This window comes from Pseudomonas sp. RIT288 (assembly GCF_000631985.1).
Lineage (GTDB): Bacteria > Pseudomonadota > Gammaproteobacteria > Pseudomonadales > Pseudomonadaceae > Aquipseudomonas.
In genome coordinates, this window is sequence record NZ_JFYN01000006.1 from 65,096 (window position 1) to 82,874 (window position 17,779).

Below are 17,779 nucleotides of genomic sequence, written 5' to 3' on the forward strand. Positions count from 1 at the left end.
CACGAAGGAGCGCGACTCCTTCGGCGGTTGCCTGCACGGTTTGCGAAAGGTTTGAAGATGCGCGTTCTGATTGCTGAACACGACCACGCGGTGTACGCCCGGCTGCTGCGTCAGGCGGCCCCCGAACTTGAAGTACTGACCAGTGGCGACTCTGCCGAACTGGCCCGTCAGGCTGCCGATTGCCCGGTGTGGCTGGGGCAGCCGGATCTGCTGGCGACGCTGCTGCGTCAGGGCCATCAGCCGCAATGGCTGCAATCGACCTGGGCCGGCATCACGCCGTTGCTCGCCGACGGTTTGCGCCGCGATTACCGCCTGACCCGCGCGGTGGGGATCTTCGGTCAGGTGATGGCCGAATACGTGCTGACCTACATGCTCGGCCACGAGCGAGAAGTGCTGGCGCGCCTGGTCAGCCAGGTCGAGCGCAAGTGGGACAACCGCACCGGCCAGAGTCTGGTGGGGCGCAAGGTGCTGATCGTCGGCACCGGCGACATCGGCCAGAGCGTGGCGCAGTTTCTGTTGCCATTCGGGGTCGAGCTGTACGGCATCGCCAGCAGCGCGCGCGAGCAGGCGCCGTTCGTCGAAGTCGGCTCGATGGCGGATCTGCCACGGCTGGTGGGCGCGGTCGATTACGTGGTCAACCTGCTGCCGAATACCGCGCACACCCACGATATCTACGACGCGGCGCTGTTCAAGCAATTCAAGCCGACCGGTTTGTTCATCAACGTCGGACGCGGTGTGGCAGTGGTTGACGCGGATCTGGTCGAAGCGCTGAAAGAAGGGCATCTGGCTGGCGCGGTGATCGACGTTTGCCGTCAGGAGCCGTTGCCGCAACGCCATCCGTTCTGGACTGCCTGGGGCCTGCTGCTGACCGGGCACAGCTCGGCACCAACCTCGCCGGCATTGATGGTGCAGTTGTTCGTCGAGAACCTGAAGGCGTATCAGGCGGGAGAGGCATTGCGCGGGGAAGTTGATTTCAACCGCGGATATTAAATCCAGCGCGATACCTGTAGGAGTGAGCCTGCTCGCGATAGGGTGTGTCAGTCGACATTGATGTTGTCTGACACTACGCCATCGCGAGCAGGCTCACTCCTACAGTGGTTTTTGCATGGTGGCTTACAGGGTGAAGCTGCCTTCTGCAGCCAGCTCGCTCAGCGGACGACGCGGGCTCGGCTCTTCACGGGCCTGCAAGTACTCGGCCAGGGTCGCCTTGTCACCCAGCTTGCCGATAGCGACCGCCGCGTGCAGCGCATAACCTTCAGGAATATTCAGCTCCTTGCGGGTCAGCTCCTGATCGAAACCGGCCATGCCGTGGGTGTGCCAGCCGCTGATGCTCGCTTGCAGCGCCAGGTGGCCCCAGGCCGAGCCGGTGTCGAAGGTGTGCCACAGCGCCGGGGACTCTTCGCTGGCACCGGGTGCGGTGAAGGTGGTTTTCGAAATCACGATCACCAGTGCCGAAGCGTGTTGCGCCCAGCTGCGGTTGAATTCATTCAGCAGACCCAGGAAGCGCTGCCAGTTCGGTGTATCCCGGCGCGCATACAGAAAGCGCCATGGCTGCGAGTTGTAGGCCGACGGCGCCCAGCGTGCTGCTTCGAAAAAGCTCAGCAGGGTTTCTTCCGGGATTGCTTCGCCGGTGAAGGCGCGGGGCGACCAGCGGTCGGTGAACTGCGGGTGAATGGCGTAATCGGCAACGCGAGGGTTGGCACTCATCAAAAGATTCCTTGCTGTGTTTGAGTCATGAATTCTTGGCAAAACCCTACTGGGCGGCGATTCGGCTGACAAGCGGGATTTACCGACAGTCGCCAGCGCTTGGCCCGCAAGGCCTTGGGCACTAGACTGGCGGCCTTTTCACCACCTGATGTTGATGCTTGAGCCATGGCCGCCAAAGTCGAACCGTTCTGGAAACGCAAAACCCTCGATCAACTGGATCACGAGGAATGGGAATCGCTGTGCGACGGCTGCGGTCTGTGCTGCCTGCAGAAACTCGAAGATGAAGAAGACAACAGCGTCTATTACACGCGCATCGCCTGCAAACTGCTGGACCTGAAAACCTGTCAGTGCAGCGACTACCCGAATCGCATCACGTTTGTCCCGGACTGTATCCAGCTCACTCCGGGCCAGGCCGAAGAATTCAAATGGCTACCGCCGACCTGCGGTTATCGTCTGGTCAGCGAAGGCAAGGATCTGCCGCTGTGGCACCACCTGGTGTGCGGCGATCGTGACGCCGTGCACCACGAAAGGATTTCCCAGTCCGGGCGCATGCTCGCCGAAGGCAGCGTGCCGGAGGACGACTGGGAAGATCACCTGATTTTCCGCGCCGGTTAAGCACCAAGGGTTCCAGGATTCAACAAGGAGTGTGTATGGCTGGGGGATTGCTGCGGGCATCGTTGATCGGCCTGCTGACGCTAAGCGCGCCAGTGTGGGCGGCAAAGAAAATCGATCTGGATTACCACGTGCGTCTGTTGCCGCAAAGCGATCAGGCCGAAGTGCGCCTGACCCTGGCCAAAGGCGAAGCGGTGCGCAGTCTCGACTTCGACCTCGGCGATGGCACCCATTACAGCGACTTCAAGGCCGATGGCCAGTGGCAACTGACCCCGGGCAAACAGACCCGGGGCCTCTGGCGCCCGTTCGGCGACAAGCCCAGCCTGACTTATCGCGTCAGTATCAGCCACGGCCGCAAGAGCGGCAGCTTCGACACGCGCATGACCCCGACCTGGGCGCTGCTGCGCGGCGATGATCTGGTGCCGCCGGCCCGGCTCGATCAGCAGGATGGCGTCGAGCTGGTGTCTCGTCTGCAATTCGAATTGCCCAATGGCTGGCAAAGCGTTGAAACCGCCTGGCCGCGCATCGGCAAGAAAAAATTCCGCATCGACAACCCGTCCCGCCTGTTCGACCGCCCGACCGGCTGGATGCTCGCCGGCCACCTCGGCAGCCGTCGCACGCGTCTGGGCGAAACCGAAGTCACCGTGGCCTCGCCGCAAGGGCAGGGCATGCGCCGCATGGATGTGCTGACCTTGCTGACGTTCGTCTGGCCGCAGGTGCAAGCGGTCTATCCCCGGCATCCGAAAAAACTGCTGATCGTCGGCGCCAACGACCCGATGTGGCGCGGCACCCTCGGCGCACATGAGTCAATTTACGTGAACACACGTTTGCCGCTGGTCAGCGAGAGCGGCAGCAGTGCGCTGGTACGTGAGCTGGCGCAGGTGTTCGGGCGCATCAATGACGAGCGGCGCAGCGACTGGATCAGCGAAGGGTTTGCCGAGTATTACGCGATCGAACTGGTGCGGCGCGCCGGGGGCATGAGCGATGAGCGATATCAGGCGTTACAGGCGAAGTTGACCCGGGACAGTCAGAAAGTCACGACCCTGCGCGGCGAACAGATCAGTGCGGCGCAGCTTTCAAAAGCGGTGCTGGTGCTGCAGGAACTGGATCGCGAGATTCGTCTGAAGACGCGCAACAAACGTTCGCTGGATGATGTGTTGCGCGGGGCGATGCATCTGGGGACGGTGGATACCAGGGAGTTTGTGCAACTGGCTGACAGCGTGCTCGGCGAGACCTCTAAAGTCCTTGATACCGAGTTACTCCAGTAAAGATCAAAAGATCGCAGCCTGCGGCAGCTCCTACAGAAATTGGTGTAGGAGCTGCCGCAGGCTGCGATCTTTTGTTTTCAGAGAATCAAACCCCGGCCTTCGGCGATTTCACCGAGTCATTGCCGGTCACCGTCGCAGTGCTGGTCGCCGCCTCGGCATTGGCCTTGAGCTGGCTCAGTTCTTCCCCGGCCCGCTCGATCTTCGCCCGCACGTTGTTGATGTCCTGACGGCTTTTCTCCAGCAGGCTTTTCACCGAGCTGTGCCCGGTGATGCCACGGGCCATCGCCACGCCGCCAATTGCCACCTGAATCAGACCGAACACGCCGCCACGGCGCAGGCCCTTGCCAACCATGATCACGCCACCGGCCAGCGAGCCGATACGCTCCCAGCCCTGTACGTTCTGCTCGGTCGGGCTCTGGAACGGGGTGGAATCGATACGTTGGACGCGTTTGAGTTCGGTCATGATCTGTCTCCCAGGCAATGTGCAATAGATAGATAAGCTGACTGCTGCAGCGGCCGGCTCGTTCCATCGAATGTGCGACGTTTCAGCGGAATTTCGGCCCGGAGCGGGTATTCAGGCCCTTGGCCATGCGGTCGTAGAGTACGACGTTGACCGTCGCCGCCAGATTCATGCAGCCGGTGGTCGGGATGTACACAACGTCTTCGCACCAGTCGCGGATCTCTTTATCCAGCGAGCCGTCTTCCGGGCCGAAGATGTATAGCGCACGGTCCGGGTGGGTGTATTCGGGCAGCGGGCGGGCACCCTCGACCAGTTCCACGGCGACCGGGACGCAGTTGAGCGGGAGGATCTTTTTCAGGTCGTCGATGCCGATCAGCGGAATGTCGTAGTGCACGCGTTTGGTATCGGTAACGAAATCGGCGGCGCGTTCATAACGCTTGCCGGTGTAGAACACCGATGCCACGCCGTAGCAGCCTGCGGCGCGCATCACCGAGCCGACGTTCTCCGGTGACTTGGGGTTGTACAAACCAATGCAGCTGTAACGTTTGTCTGCCACGAGCGGGGTGCCTTCGGGAAAAAGAGGGCGATTATACGGGGATTGGGGGAGGGCGGGCAGATTCGAGATCTGTTGTGTCTGGCCGGCCGCCTTCGCGAGCAGGCTCGCTCCCACATTGATTTTGTGTACACCACCGATCAAATGTGGGAGCGAGCCTGCTCGCGAAAGGGCCGGTTCAGGCGCTGAAGATCTTCAGTCTTCTTTTTTCATCAACCCGGCGAGGGCAGCAAACGGGTTATGCGTCGCCTTGGCGATTTTCGGCGTGCTCAGCGAGCCGTCGCCGAAGTATTGCTGGTCGGTGTAGCGTGAGTGTTCGTTGTCGTGGCAGTACAGGCATTTCTGACAGTGCACATATTTGGTATGTGACTCCGTCTTTGTTGATCTTCACTTTTAAACTCTGATCTGGTTGTCGTTGACAGGTCACCTGAGTGAACTAGCCTCTGAGGATGTGCCCTGGAGGATTTTCCATGCGAGTAATTTTTCCAGCCCCCGACAGAATGCATACGCTTGGGTATCCAAAGCTTGCGTATGTGCCTTTTCTAATAGCTGACGATGGAAGTTACCCAGTTGAAGCGAATCGCTACTTGAGAGAGAGGGCCTGTCTTGAGTGGAGGCCAAAAGTTGGATACGGGGAAGAGCGCTTTCGTTTTAACAGAAGCCTAACGATTAATAGCCTTGACGCGATGGCTCGTCGGCTGATGGAGTTTCTCCTGTGGTGCAATAAGGAAAAAAATTCCAACGCTTGGCGTGAAGTTACTTACCAAGATGATTTGATAGACAAGTGGCAGGTGGGGATGCTTGATGGCTCTGCTTCGCGTAGTCAAAAACGGCTTTCCAACGAAACAGTAAACGCTAGAGTTGCAGAGGCTTGTTACTTCCTAATTTGGGCGGCTGATCGAGGCTACAGAGAGAGTTTTGATGCTCTCGTCAGCCTAAGAGGAAGTCAAAATCAAAAATTACGGCGGCGAAATAATCTAGGATCTGTGCGAGTGGCGGCGCTTCCTCCAGAGAGAAGCAGATTATCCCTACCGACAGAGAAGGCACTATCGAAGTGGAAAACACTTTTAAAAATTCGTCATGGCGAAGTAATGTCGCTTTTTGCTGAGTTTCTCATTAAGACTGGTGTAAGGATCAGTGAAGGTATTGGATTGAGAGCTAATGATCTGCCAGGGAAAAATTTTGGGGAAGATAAAAATTCATGGCGAGATGATTGGGTCGCCGCTGGTGAGGTGCCGTGCACGATCTGTATGGGTATTAAAGGCCCCAAAGTTTTCCGCGGAAGCCAAGAGAGTGTTACACCTCGGCAGATATATATACCGATTGAGCTTGCTGATCGGATGGATAACTACAAAAGAGAAGGTCGTGCGACTCTAATATTGAGGTGGATCACTAGCGGAAAAAGTCGGATAGATCGAGATCGCAGAAAAAAAATCGCTAGGACCGATCAGTTCTGGATAGGTAAGCGCGGACGCCCGCTTACCGCAGGATGGGTTCGTCAGGCATGGTCATCTGTTGAATGTGGTCCGTGGAAATGGAGCCCTCACAGAGCTCGGCATGAATTTGCTGTAAACACTATTGTGGATTATACGCAGAGTCTTATTGATGTCGCTAAAATTCCTGAAATTCCTAGCGCAGGATGGCTTCATGGGCTCATGGCGGGCCAAGTTCAGATCATATTGAGCCCGCTGCTGGGCCATATAGACGAAAAGACTACGATGATTTATCTGGCAGCAGCTCGCGAACGCTTGTTGTCAAGATTTGTTCATCCAGTTCTAATTTGGCAAAAAGAATGTGATGAGTAAATTCTATTGATTGATGCAGTTCGCCGAGGCGGTGATTATGGAGTCTCGTTTTTTAATAAGAAGTGAGCATAAAGACTATGTTTCGGCGTCGGCGTGCGTTGATTTTGGAGAGTTGTGGTTAGGGGGCGAAAGTGCGAAATCTAAAAGAAAAGGGAACTGGGCGGGGGGATTTAACGGGCGTCCAGGCCTGGCTGAAGATATATTTGCAGCAATTAAGGTTATTGCTGTAACTAGGCGTCCCCAGGCGATTAGTGGCCTTCTCCACGAACTTCGATCTTTCTGGCGCTTTTTAGATGCTTTTGAAAGGTATCTGAAGGAAGCAGATGGTATCCGAAAAGTCGATGGCATCGCTATGATTGAAACAATCCACGGACTGCGGTGGTTGAGACCTGCTGATGGTAGTTGGTGCGCCGTTCGACCGGAAAAATATAGATCCGTACTTCTAATACTTCAAATGAGCCGGCGCTCAGCAGGACTGATGCCTTTACATTGGCCTGCGGCTAAAAATCCTAACAGGATACGTCGTGTTGATACGCCCTCCAGAGCGGAGGGGGTTACGATGATCAAACTATTAACGCGGAAGGCACATGCTATCTGGAAAAGGTGGGATGATGCAGATTCAATGGCAGAGCAAGGAAAATCGCTTGTAGGATTATCAAGGGAAGAACTAATAGCCGGGAATGTCACCGAAGCTGACATCCACGCAACGTATAGGGAGGTAATAAAAGTTAGTGGCGAGCCCGCGCCAGTTATGAGTACAGTTGCTAAGATAGTGGGATTTGGCAAAACTTTACCACGCTGGTGGCCAAAAAAACAGCTCGGCCAACCAAGAGCAGGCCAAGCTATTAATGTTGAAAATGACTTGTTGCCTGGTCTATATCCCACTGGGCAAGATATTTATTGCCTGGCATTGTTGTTTATGGCAAGAACTGGGTGGAATCCAACTACTGTATTTGCTCTAGATTGTTCAAGCGAACAAACGTGGTTTCGTAAGTATGGTGAGGACTACGTATGGATTCATAGTTATAAAGCACGAGGGAGAGAATGGCAAGATACTATCTCTCCTGTAAAAAGTACATCCCACTGCTTTCAAATAATCCAGAAATTGTTACATCGAACCGCGCCTCTTCGAGAAAGATTAAAGTTTGATGCGGGTCGTAGTAAATTCCCTGAATTAGCCGTTAGGTCTCCTTGGTTGTCAATTAATGATTCTACGACAATAAGGGTTCTTAGTGATGAGAACTTGAGTCGTATGCGAGGGTTTTTATCAGATCTTGTTCGTGCCTATAATAAAAATGCGATAGATAAACTTCCTGTGTTTAGGCCGTCTGATTTTCGGGATGTTTTCGCTGAAGTTGCTCATAGGACAGGTGGTTACTCTGTTTTTCTAACTCAGATAGCGCTGGGGCATAAAAGTGTTAACACCACTAGAAGATACCTTCGATCTCTAGCTTGGCGTAAGGAGTCGGAAAAAGATTTGAATAATCTAATGACTACGGTATTTGAGCAGATTGAGGTGCATCGTGTCATCGACTTTGCTCTATTGCGGGCGTCAGTGGACGGTATAAATGTAACAGAAGAGCAAATTGCTAGATTAGCGGCATATCGAAAGAACCGGACTTACAGCGGAATGGGTTGTACAACTCCTTTGAATCCTCCGGAGTCGATAGACCCGCTCCATCCAAGGGACGGGACAGCCGTCTGCGCCCAAGGTCAGAGGTGTGCTAGTTGCCCTAGAGGAGTAGTGTTTAAGGATAGTTTATCTCACTTGGCTAAGTGTCTGGCTGAACTGGAGTGGAAAAGAGGTAACGTCGGAGACGTTCGCTGGTATGAGTCGTCGGATAGTATAGATATGGAAATGATTCAAGCTACTCTGAAGCAGTGGCCTGAACCGGAGGTGACGCAGGCTGTATCACAGTGGAGGCATAAGATTAATATTGGGGAGCACCGGATATTGATTGCGGCAGCGGGAGTGCACTAATGGGTGGCTTTGTCTCGCCTTTATACGAGAGCCGCCGTGACGCTCTCAATGAAAAATTGAAAGCTGATGACCTTCTCAATATGGGAGTTCGGGATCTGCTTGACGTTCAGTATGCTCTCGGAGCTGGAGGTTCGTGGGGGAAGTGGGAGTTCCCTCCAGAATTTATGCCTGATGGACAGTTGCGAGGTTTGTCGCGGCGCAGTTGTTCGATCGAACAAATAACTAGTGATTCGGCTGTCGACGAATTAAAAATATCGCAGGCATGGACTGAAATCATCCGCTACGGAATAGTAAGATCCATTATGCCGGGCGCACGGGTCATCGCAAAGCCCTCCACAATAATGTCTGAGCTGCACTTGCTGATTAGGCTTGCAAGAAAAATAGTTGAACAGCCCTACAGCGCCACGATGTTTTGGAGTAACGCTGCCAGTAGGGAGCTTTCCAATATGAGTTCGATAGGGAACTCCATTGTTGATACGCTTAGGAGGTTTAAGGAAAGGGGCTACATATCTGACTGTTTGCGGGAGGAACCGCAGGTTGAAGGAAGAGCGGTAGAACGTAATCGTTATAACGAGGCTGTGCCCGACCAGAAATGCCAAAAGAGCGAAGCCTGGCTTCCGCTTCCTGATAAATTCACAAGCGAATGCGGGTGGAGATCAATTCGAATTATTCGATTGTTAGGACCTACTTTGCTTGCGGCATTGGAGGAAGCGATGCTGGTACCCGTCAGGAAACGACAGGATGGGGGAGATCTACATCCGAGAAATCAGCAGCTTGCTATCGCAGAGGCACGCGATGCGGTGATTTCCGGTTGGAGTTGGTTAAGTAAAGATGGCTCACCAATAGAGTCTTTAGAGTTGGATCTCTTGGTGAAGGAAACAAAAAACAGAGGTATGGTTCTCAGTGAAAAATTACCTTACCTGGCGTGGCCCCCGAAAACCTTTGCTGACGCGTGGGGTTTATTATCCGTACTTCAAGGTGCTCATCTTTTTCCGATATGCTTAGCAAGTGGTCCTAGGGCGTCAGAGGTATGTGGGTTTACAGTAAATTGTCTTGAAGAAGTTTCTGGTATTGGGCATAGAATTGTTGCGAAAACTTATAAGTTGGTAAACGATTTCGGAGGGCGACAAAGAGATTTTTGTGCGCCTGAGCTGGTTGTTGACGCTCTGCTGCAGCAGATCCGTCTTGCTCAGCTTGTAAAACAGCGAGCGGGTGTGTGCGGAGATCATCTGTGGGTTCATACTCGGACGTTTGGACGCGGTTTAATGGGGGAAAAGCATCTGCTGCTAACCCGGTTTATTGATGATTACGCATCCAAGATTGATGTCAGGCAATTCCTAGATAATTCAAGTCGCGTGCATGTCCACCGTTTTCGAAAAACTCTTGCACGTATCGTAGCTCTATCATTGGTCAACTCGCCAATAATTCTTATGGACTGCTTTGGTCATGAGGATTTAGATATGACTATTCGCAGTTATATTCTCAGTGATGAAGGGATTGCGCGTGAGGTATTAAAAGTTCAGAAAGAACTGGTAATTCTGATGGCTGTGGATGTGATCAATGATTCGGAAAATTTAGGTGGTGCAGTTGGTGAACAGCTACGAAATCGGAAGTCAAACTTTTTACAGCTCTTAGGTAAATCGGAGTTTGAGCCTCAGGATGCTTATGAATTTGCTGCGCGGGAAACATTTGATGGGCGATCGTGGATTATGGTTTCCCCGGGAGTGTATTGCACACTGCCGACTGGCAGCGGTGGGTTGTGTGCCAAGGGTCAGGGAAGAACTAATCCCGCATATTGCCAAAGCGGATGCCCATTCCAGTTGCTAACTGCCGCCCATCAAGAAAAGTGTGATGATGCTGTTGCGGAAATTATTATGAACTTGCAAAAGGCAATAGATGATGAGGAGGACATGATTGTTTCACTGTGGGCGGGCCAATTAAAAAATTGGCTCCATCGGTGGCCACAAGTAGAGAAGAAATGGCGGTCGCATCCGCTAGTGGAGGCGTATGGTCAAATCCAAGTCAAAAAATGATATCGTCAATGGTTCTTTAATTGCGCATGCTAAGTCTCGTTCAGATGCAGTCAGCGTAAAGCTCCATAAAGCTATGGCGACTATTGAACTTGAATTAGAAAGTAATGATGGCATCTACCCCTTCAACAAGGGCAGGCTATCAATGGCAGAGGTTTGTCGTCGCGCTGGAATACACAAGATTACATTGCAGGGCGAAGTTCATAAATTAACCAGTAGGGTCATATTAAAAGAGTGGCTAGAAACACTGGAGGAACAGCTGGTTAAAGGGTCCAAGACTGTCCGGCGCAAGGTTACATGCAAAATTGATGATTGGAAAGAAAGGTATACTGATTTGGCTAGATCTTATAACGAGATTTATGCCATTGAAATTGTATCTCGAGATGCGAAGTTGGAGGAGGCGCTGCTAAAAATAACTCAGCTCGAAGAAGAGTTGCTCATGCTGCGAGTGCAGTTGTCTGATAAGGCAGTAGTGTTAATTTCTGAATGCAGGAAAGGTACCGTTAAGACTCTTGACCAGAAGTAGGCGGTATAGGGAGTCGCGCATACGCTAAAATTATAGCGGCTCTGGGGGCGTAGGAGTGATTCTCAACACCTCGTCCAATATCTCTTTAATAGCTGGAAATGCGGTCGCGCCTCCGCATTTCCCTGCCTCTCAGCCTTTTTAGCGTTCAAAGTGTCAGAGATCCTATTCTTGAAGTCCATGATGGAGAATAAGTAGCCCTTTCCTATTTGATATCACTAGCTTTGTGGCATGCCATTTACCTCATCTTTTTTAGGTAGAAGCTGAGGCGCTAGACTCTCGCTGCACAATTTTCGATGTCATCACGCAATATCTCAGCAGTAGCCACCATGCGAATATGGCGTCTGTGCCAAAAAGGCCTTCATCATCAATCAGCCCATGTGCTACTTCGTTACGTAAATTCGTGCCGAGGGGATCAACGAGTAAACCTTGAAGCTCGAATATGCCATCTGCGCCGAAGACTTGAAGCGCTTGGGGTGTTTCTAGAAGTACACCTAATGGCCTCTCTGGCTGCACGCCACCAGGTTCTAGCATGGAGGTGGCACCGCCCATCGACTCCACAACATGACGAATGATTGCTTCGAGTTGTGGTATCACAAGATGCGAAGCAACGAGCATATCCCCGTGAAAACCTGCCACTAAAGCACGTAGAACGCTTTCCAAATGTCCTGGCGGGATCCAAGGACTATGCTGAATCAAGCCTAATATATCGATCCGATCCGGAAAGTGCGCAGCCAGTATCTCAGTTCGAGCGGGGTCCAAGGCGCCCTGTACTGTAAGACCTCTCCCCAATCGGGCCGTGCTAAACATCCTCCAACGAAGCCCGTCATGCTTGGGATCATCAGCTGCGTCATCAAGGCCAGGAGCACGAGCGACCACTCGACCGCGAGAGTTAACGATCTCGCTAGAAATCATACTGCCCAATATTGAGACGCGCGCCTGATCTTTGACGTCCCGGATCAGTTTTTCAATTGATGGAGGCTGCGCCATGCGAATCAAGGTGATGACAGCGTCATGCAAGCTTTTATTACGGACCGCCGCCCTGGCATTTATAACCATCTTGGTAAGATCGATGCTGGTCGAAATCGGCTTAAAATCATCCAACGACTCTTTCTGCAGTTTCAGCAGATGATCATGCAACTCTGTTGCACGTTCACGCCCACCAGGGGCTTGGCGCATGGCTTCTACTGCATCAGACAAAATTGACGCAGCGGTCATAGCTCCACGTCCAGTCTGTATTCGCGCTAGGTCAGACTCTTTAACTAAAGACTCTGCTGAATCTCTGAGTGCGGCACTTTCTCCCTCCACATCACCTGCAGCGCGAAGGCAATCCGCTGCCAGTTGATAATAGTCTTTCGCGCGCCAGTAATTTTTTTCTGCATCAGCGATAGTTGCTGCCACATGAGCGTACTCGGCGTACTGCCTCGGCTCACCATGTTTGAATTCCAGCAGTAGTCGTGTGAGGCGCAATGTTAGATAAAGAGGATCCTTTCCTTTGTGCCGATGCAGCATCGCCTCGATTTCGTTTAGCACTTTTAGCCGCAGCTCGGCTCCGCCTTTACCCAGACCTGCTGATAGGCGCAATGATCGCTCCAAGCGCTCAAGGCATTTCGACCAATCAGTTGGGCTTTCAAGTCTTAACGCCGACTCAAGATACGCGTCTATAGCGCCCAGAGCGGCAGGAAATGAGCGAGCTTGAATCCATATCAGATCCAACAATCTTGCTCGAATCTCGGGGTCTTTAAGAGTCAGTGCCCAGGCTAACAGTTCTCGTAGATTGTCTTTTGGGAAATCTGTCGGAATGGCGCTGCGACGACCGCCCATAACAAACATTGGGCCAAAAGGCTCAGAAGGCTGATCTGCGTGAAGCATCATAGACAGCGAGGCACCAATGAAGCGCAATCCTTCCAGTTGAGCAGGGCTCCACCGACCATCTTCCTTTTCCAGGCGGGAAATTACGCTTTGAAAACTGAGGCAGTCTAAGTCCGTGAAGCCCTGTAGCAGACTGTCCAAGTCGAGAGATGACAGGGTCTCTTCCGTGATGAGTTGCCAATTTAAAGGCATGCGTTGTCTCCATGTAAGTCTGTCGAAAAAATTTACGGTAGTTAGAGGGCATGGTGAGCCGCTTTGGGTCTCATGGGGCATACCCTCGTGTCCCTTATCTTGGGGTAGACCAAGGGGGAGCCATGATTTCGATCTCTTCGCGAACTTTTTGCAACAACGTGTCTGGGGAGACGCCATCCCGCTCTGCGTATGTGCACACCAGCAATGTTATGGGATGGATGTTCAAAATGGGCGCCAAGGCCTCTAGTCTCTCGATCGTTGGAGAATGAATTCCGCGTTCCAAGGTGCTGATGTAGGTACGCCCACTGACGTCGGAGAAATCCTCTTGGCTGAGTGCGTTTCTAGTCCGGCACCATCGGAACACTTTACCGAAAGCCTTTTTCAGTTCCATTTGCTCAATCCGCAAAAGGAACGATGAAGCCGTTTTGAATAGTATATCGCTACACAGTATACTGTTCATTTTGAGGCGTTTTGTATGTTCATTTCCGATAGCAAGGCGGAAGTCAAAGGTCTCGCATCGTTGCTTGAGCCAGGTCAGCGTGCTTGGCACGTCATGTTGAAGCCGCAGATCTCGCCTTGGTATCACGCCACCATGATCAGGTGCGATGAAGGCTTCGAGACCCGCCATGTGGTTTTTATCGACTCATTGCCGACACTCATTCATTTGGTGGCGCAGCGGCAAGACGAGACGCGGCTGGAGTCGCTTCAGCTCGTATCACCTGCGTGGCTGAATGGACATCAGTGCTGGGAAATGGATGTTCTGTTAGAGGTAGCTCAAAATCCTGAGGAAGGATCTGCAAGACTCTCCCTTAAGGATGGCAGGGTATTATATTTTCCAGACGTTGCTCCTATCACACGGGATGGCAATTTTAAAGTGATTTACCGCTTAGCCACGGCAGTGTGACGCAAGAATCGTGGTTAGCTTTATGGCAGCCTCTGACGGATAAATGATTATTGGTTAGGTAGGAAATTTCGCACCATACAGAGACAAGGAGGCTTTTGCTCGATGCCTACTCCGACTCACTTTGTCTCGACCCAAGTGGCAGAGGAAATAGCCAAGCTCTAGAAGGATAATTTGCCGGGCCCCGCATGGAGCTTGGCTTTTACGCGTCTTGTTAACCATTTTTTTTCGCTGTAAACCACAGTGGTTAACAATGAAAAAAAGTGGTTAACAAGGTACTGTTTAGGGTGGTTTTCGAGTAATGCCTGCAATAAATAATGGTTGTCAAAGCTATGGTCGCCTCCATGCATCAGGCGACCGCAATTCTTTATGTGTGCCCGATTTAAATCCCAGCGATCCATCCCAACGCATACGCTGAAAACAGGAGTCGGGAATCTCCCATCTTTATTTCTACTCGCCTTTTACTTCGCTGAACGGGATGATCTCGTTAGGCGGCGTGACGGCACAAAGCGGTTTGCGCCAGTAGCCCACGCTATGCCATTGGTCATGTTTGAACCCAACCTCAGGGTAAGTGCCAATGTGAGTGAAACCGAGCGTTTCATGAATACCTATGCTTCCCGGGTTGGGTAAGGCGATGCCGGCATAGGCTGCATGAAACCCCTGTTTCTCGAGGAGCGGTAGAAGTCGCTGATAAAGTGCACGACCAATTCCTTTTCGGTGTACGGCTGGGTCGATATAGACGGTGACGTCTACCGACCAGCGATAAGCTTCCCTTGCTCGATGCTGACTTGCATAAGCGTATCCAACGACCTTGTCTTCCACCTCTGCTACCAGATAGGGATACGTCGGCAGTGTTGCGGCTATTCGTGCGGCCATCTCATCAACAGTCGGTGGTATCAGCTCGAACGAGATGACCGTGTCCAAAACCATTGGCGCGTAGATAGCCTGGATGGCGGAGGCATCAGCGGGTGTGGCAACCCTCACGTTGTAATTCATGTCTTTTCTTGCTGCCCCTGTGAAGAGTTGTGTTTGAAGGGCTGACCCATGCAAGGCCCAGCCCTTCAGAATGTCGCGATAGAACCGTGAACTTTCCTTCAAACGGGCTCACCGCATCCACGTACCGCAGAAAGCACCGTTCACTGAATTGGGAGCTTCTGTTCGTGGAGACTACGCTGCGGGATATCTACGACGACGTCTTTGCCACCGAGAACCTTCGCCAGGAACAGTGCCGTTAGCCCACCGAAAAACTGCGCAATGATAAACGGCGCTACATCTGATATCCGTATCCCCGAGAACGTATCGGTGAACCCGCGAGCAATCGTCACCGCCGGATTCGCAAAGCTCGTAGAGGACGTGAACCAGTAGGCTGCGACAACATACGCGGCAACCACCTGAGGCACTTTTGCTTTGTGATATTTATCGCACAGCAGAATTGTCAGCACCAATCCCGACGTTGCCAGGTACTCACTGAACCACTGCGACGGCCCGGTACGAACATGATGGGAGAACTCGACCACAGGCAGCTCGAACATGAAATGCGCAGCGAATACTCCGAAGATTGCACCCGTTGTTTGAGCCGCCACGTAGGGGCCCAGTTGCTTACTGCTCAGTCCTCCGCGTAAATAATCGATTACAGAGACCACCGGGTTGAAGTGCGCACCGGAAAAAGTGGAGAAGCACACGATCAGTACATACAAGCTCGCGCCAGTTGCCAGTGCATTGGCAAGAAGCGCTAGCGCATCGTTACCGTTCGCTAGGCGCTGACCCATGATTCCAGAACCAACTACGGTGCACAGCAGAACTGCTGTACCGAGAAACTCAGCCAAGATCTTCCGTGAAGTACTCATTGGATAGGCTCTATGAGGAGAGATTTTAGGGGTAGCGGCTACTGAGCTGGCTCGTAGCCGCAGACGCTGTTACGAGCAGCAGGACTTGGGCTTAGCGGGCTGACTTCCCTCCACGACATACAGCGCATCGTCTGTGGAAAGGTAGGCATCCTGTGAGGCCAATTCAGTGGGTACACCGCGCTTGTAAACCCTGCCACTATCTCCGGTGAGTTCGCGGCCGGGCCCTCGGTAGATTACCGTCGCAGGTGTCCCATTCTGAACTTCGGGTTTGGTACCGGTGACAGTGACGGAGTAGAACCGTACAGAGCCAATTCTCTTGGTTGAGGCGTCGTTCCTGGCCTCAATCTTTATTCCCGTCAGACCGACCTCCTGAAGCTGCTTGTAGAACTCCTGCTCCTGAAGCACGCCTGAGTAGCAGGCCGACCACAGCTTGGTGTCTCGTTTCAATTCGTCAGGAATGGCGATATCTGAAATGTTGTCAGATATCGCGAAACGTCCACCTGGTTTAAGCACCCGAAAAATCTCAGCAAAAACGTTCTGCTTTTCGGTCTCGCCAACCAGGTTGATCACGCAGTTCGAGATCACCAGATCGACGGACTGACTTTCGACAAGAGGCTTGGACTGGGAGCTATCGCTGATGAACTGCTCGAAGTTTTTCCACGATGCCCAATCAGCACAAGGCTCCGTACGCAGGCGTTCCTCGGCCAGCTCCTGATCGATTTTCAAGTTGCTCGCGGAGGCCTTGTAGAAACGCAAAGGTGCGCTATCTGTTGCCTTCTGAAACGCATTCGCTTCTTCACGAGCGATTTGCAACATGCTTGGGTTGATGTCGATACCAAAGACAGCGCCCTTACTGCCAGCGATTTGGGCAGCGACGTAGCAATTCAGACCAGCCCCTGACCCTAAGTCCAGGACGACATCACCCTCACGCACATACTTGGTCGGGTTACCGCACCCGAAGTTGGCCTCGATGATCCGCTTTGGAATGTTCTTCAGGTACTGGGCACCATAGGCGTCGCTGCAGCAGCTATCAGTAAGCTGCGATTCAAGGACAACGTTGCCGTTGCTCAACGCCTCGGTGTAGTCCGCGATGATTGTGTTTTCAATTGCAGAAGTCATTACTCACATCTCCCGTTTAGCAGCACGAAGTACCATCAGCGCAGCACGATTCCTCGGCAGAGCCTGCGATGGGCACAAGCCCTTTGGTGACCTTGGGATCCCGGATTGAAGGCGTGTTGCAGTCGAAGAAGCCGCTCTTCTCCAAGGCTGGCTCGACATAGCAACGCACGGGGATGAATTGGCCTTGGTAAGGCGCTGACATCAGCAGGTTGAAGGTTTTCTCACACACCGCTGTACGGACGCCACGCTGGTAGGTATGGCCGTCGTCGTCGACCGTATGCTTCCAGGGACCTTTGTAGATAACGGCATGCCCCTGGTCGAGGCAAACGCCGGCCTTACCTTTGTATGCGCTCACGGTGAACAGTCGGAACTCAATGCCATCCTGAATGGAGACAGGCACTTCGGATGCCAGCTCATAAGTGATGCCATGAAAACCCGCTTCGCAAAGCTGCTCAGCAATAGCAGACTCTGTGAGCACGTTGCGGCACTCCAACCCCTCAACTGTGAAGGCCCTGAGCGATACGGCTTTCTCATCAGACAGAATCGCCGGGAATACCAGTCGACCATGACGTTGCAATCGCTCGTAGAGCGATTGCGCGATTCGGCCAAATTCGGGCTCAGCATTGAACCCTTCCCAGTAAATGTTCGCGAACACGGCCGCAGCGGGATCGGCTCCATTCGCACTCGAACTGAACGCTACGCCATCAGCCTGCCCCAACTGGACTCTGAGTTCGTCATAGCGGCTCGCGGAGCAGATGAACAGAGTGTCTTTGCCATCCTTCAGCGACCTGTTCAATGCCTCGTTATGCGCGCGCCAGGCAATATGGCCCGGCACCTGGAGACCATCAGTTTGGTTGGCCAGCCTGAGAGCTGCCTGCAACAAAGTAAGTGACGACATCTGTTATCTCC

At 52.8% G+C, this 17,779-nt stretch carries 17 protein-coding genes and 1 pseudogene; 8 read left to right on the forward strand and 10 right to left on the reverse strand.

Features of this window, described 5'->3' with window-relative positions:
• Nucleotides 1-57: 57 nt before the first annotated feature.
• Nucleotides 58-990 carry a D-2-hydroxyacid dehydrogenase gene (locus tag BW33_RS07610; RefSeq protein ID WP_047598110.1) on the forward strand — a complete coding sequence of 311 codons (933 nt, stop codon included), beginning with the start codon at nt 58-60 and terminating at the stop codon, nt 988-990.
• Between the two features lie 123 nt (nt 991-1,113).
• On the opposite strand, the gene BW33_RS07615 is transcribed toward BW33_RS07610, so the two are convergent.
• Nucleotides 1,114-1,707 carry a nitroreductase family protein gene (locus BW33_RS07615; RefSeq protein WP_047598111.1) on the reverse strand — a complete coding sequence of 198 codons (594 nt, stop codon included), beginning with the start codon at nt 1,705-1,707 and terminating at the stop codon, nt 1,114-1,116.
• A 165-nt stretch (nt 1,708-1,872) separates the two neighbouring features.
• Here BW33_RS07615 and BW33_RS07620 point away from each other — a divergent pair, with 165 nt between their 5' ends.
• On the forward strand, nt 1,873-2,322 hold the full coding sequence (locus BW33_RS07620; protein ID WP_047598112.1) for a YcgN family cysteine cluster protein: 450 nt from the start codon (nt 1,873-1,875) through the stop codon (nt 2,320-2,322).
• Nucleotides 2,323-2,357: 35 nt separating this feature from the next.
• Complete coding sequence (locus tag BW33_RS07625; protein WP_047598114.1) at nt 2,358-3,587, forward strand: hypothetical protein; 1,230 nt, start codon at nt 2,358-2,360, stop codon at nt 3,585-3,587.
• Nucleotides 3,588-3,672: 85 nt separating this feature from the next.
• Here the strand turns inward: BW33_RS07625 and BW33_RS07630 are convergent, their stop codons facing one another.
• The 3 genes and pseudogenes from BW33_RS07630 to BW33_RS07640 form a co-directional block, all read right to left on the reverse strand.
• Nucleotides 3,673-4,050 (reverse strand): YgaP family membrane protein, encoded by a 378-nt coding sequence (locus BW33_RS07630; protein ID WP_047598116.1) that lies wholly within the window; start codon nt 4,048-4,050, stop codon nt 3,673-3,675.
• 82 nt (nt 4,051-4,132) lie between these two features.
• Nucleotides 4,133-4,603 (reverse strand): RNA methyltransferase, encoded by a 471-nt coding sequence (locus BW33_RS07635; RefSeq protein ID WP_007911337.1) that lies wholly within the window; start codon nt 4,601-4,603, stop codon nt 4,133-4,135.
• A 192-nt stretch (nt 4,604-4,795) separates the two neighbouring features.
• Nucleotides 4,796-4,939: pseudogene (locus BW33_RS07640) on the reverse strand (YajD family HNH nuclease); the annotation flags it as partial.
• 362 nt (nt 4,940-5,301) lie between these two features.
• Between BW33_RS07640 and BW33_RS29065 the strand changes: the two are divergent.
• From BW33_RS29065 to BW33_RS07660, 4 genes are read left to right on the forward strand one after another with little or no spacing between them, the layout of a single operon-like run.
• Nucleotides 5,302-6,405, forward strand: a complete 1,104-nt coding sequence (locus tag BW33_RS29065; RefSeq protein WP_152546095.1) for a hypothetical protein — start codon at nt 5,302-5,304, stop codon at nt 6,403-6,405.
• Between the two features lie 10 nt (nt 6,406-6,415).
• A complete protein-coding gene (locus tag BW33_RS29070) occupies nt 6,416-8,386 on the forward strand; it encodes a hypothetical protein (protein WP_160168815.1) in 1,971 nt (656 codons plus the stop codon).
• Entirely contained in the window at nt 8,386-10,419 is a 2,034-nt protein-coding gene (locus BW33_RS07655; protein WP_047598120.1) for a hypothetical protein, read from the forward strand. The genes BW33_RS29070 and BW33_RS07655 overlap by 1 nt, the downstream gene beginning before the upstream one ends.
• Nucleotides 10,394-10,942: a hypothetical protein gene (locus tag BW33_RS07660; protein WP_146774715.1), complete on the forward strand. Its 549-nt coding sequence runs from the start codon at nt 10,394-10,396 to the stop codon at nt 10,940-10,942. Before BW33_RS07655 ends, BW33_RS07660 begins: the two co-directional genes overlap by 26 nt.
• Before the next feature lie 249 nt (nt 10,943-11,191).
• On the opposite strand, the gene BW33_RS07665 is transcribed toward BW33_RS07660, so the two are convergent.
• Entirely contained in the window at nt 11,192-13,003 is a 1,812-nt protein-coding gene (locus tag BW33_RS07665; RefSeq protein WP_047598123.1) for a DUF4209 domain-containing protein, read from the reverse strand.
• Nucleotides 13,004-13,097: 94 nt separating this feature from the next.
• Complete coding sequence (locus BW33_RS07670) at nt 13,098-13,463, reverse strand: helix-turn-helix domain-containing protein (RefSeq protein ID WP_318271080.1); 366 nt, start codon at nt 13,461-13,463, stop codon at nt 13,098-13,100.
• A gap of 15 nt (nt 13,464-13,478) precedes the next feature.
• Between BW33_RS07670 and BW33_RS07675 the strand changes: the two genes are divergently transcribed.
• Nucleotides 13,479-13,907, forward strand: a complete 429-nt coding sequence (locus BW33_RS07675) for a hypothetical protein (RefSeq protein ID WP_047598124.1) — start codon at nt 13,479-13,481, stop codon at nt 13,905-13,907.
• Between the two features lie 447 nt (nt 13,908-14,354).
• Here BW33_RS07675 and BW33_RS07680 read toward each other — a convergent pair whose 3' ends face one another.
• The 4 genes from BW33_RS07680 to BW33_RS07695 all read right to left on the reverse strand — a co-directional run bounded on the left by BW33_RS07680 (nt 14,355) and on the right by BW33_RS07695 (nt 17,768).
• Entirely contained in the window at nt 14,355-14,900 is a 546-nt protein-coding gene (locus tag BW33_RS07680) for an arsinothricin resistance N-acetyltransferase ArsN1 family B (protein WP_047598125.1), read from the reverse strand.
• 140 nt (nt 14,901-15,040) lie between these two features.
• Nucleotides 15,041-15,751: an aquaporin gene (locus BW33_RS07685; protein ID WP_047598126.1), complete on the reverse strand. Its 711-nt coding sequence runs from the start codon at nt 15,749-15,751 to the stop codon at nt 15,041-15,043.
• 69 nt (nt 15,752-15,820) lie between these two features.
• Nucleotides 15,821-16,870 carry an arsinothricin biosynthesis methyltransferase ArsM gene (gene arsM, locus BW33_RS07690; RefSeq protein ID WP_047598128.1) on the reverse strand — a complete coding sequence of 350 codons (1,050 nt, stop codon included), beginning with the start codon at nt 16,868-16,870 and terminating at the stop codon, nt 15,821-15,823.
• A 16-nt stretch (nt 16,871-16,886) separates the two neighbouring features.
• Nucleotides 16,887-17,768, reverse strand: a complete 882-nt coding sequence (locus tag BW33_RS07695; protein ID WP_047598129.1) for a hypothetical protein — start codon at nt 17,766-17,768, stop codon at nt 16,887-16,889.
• Nucleotides 17,769-17,779 lie beyond the last annotated feature (11 nt).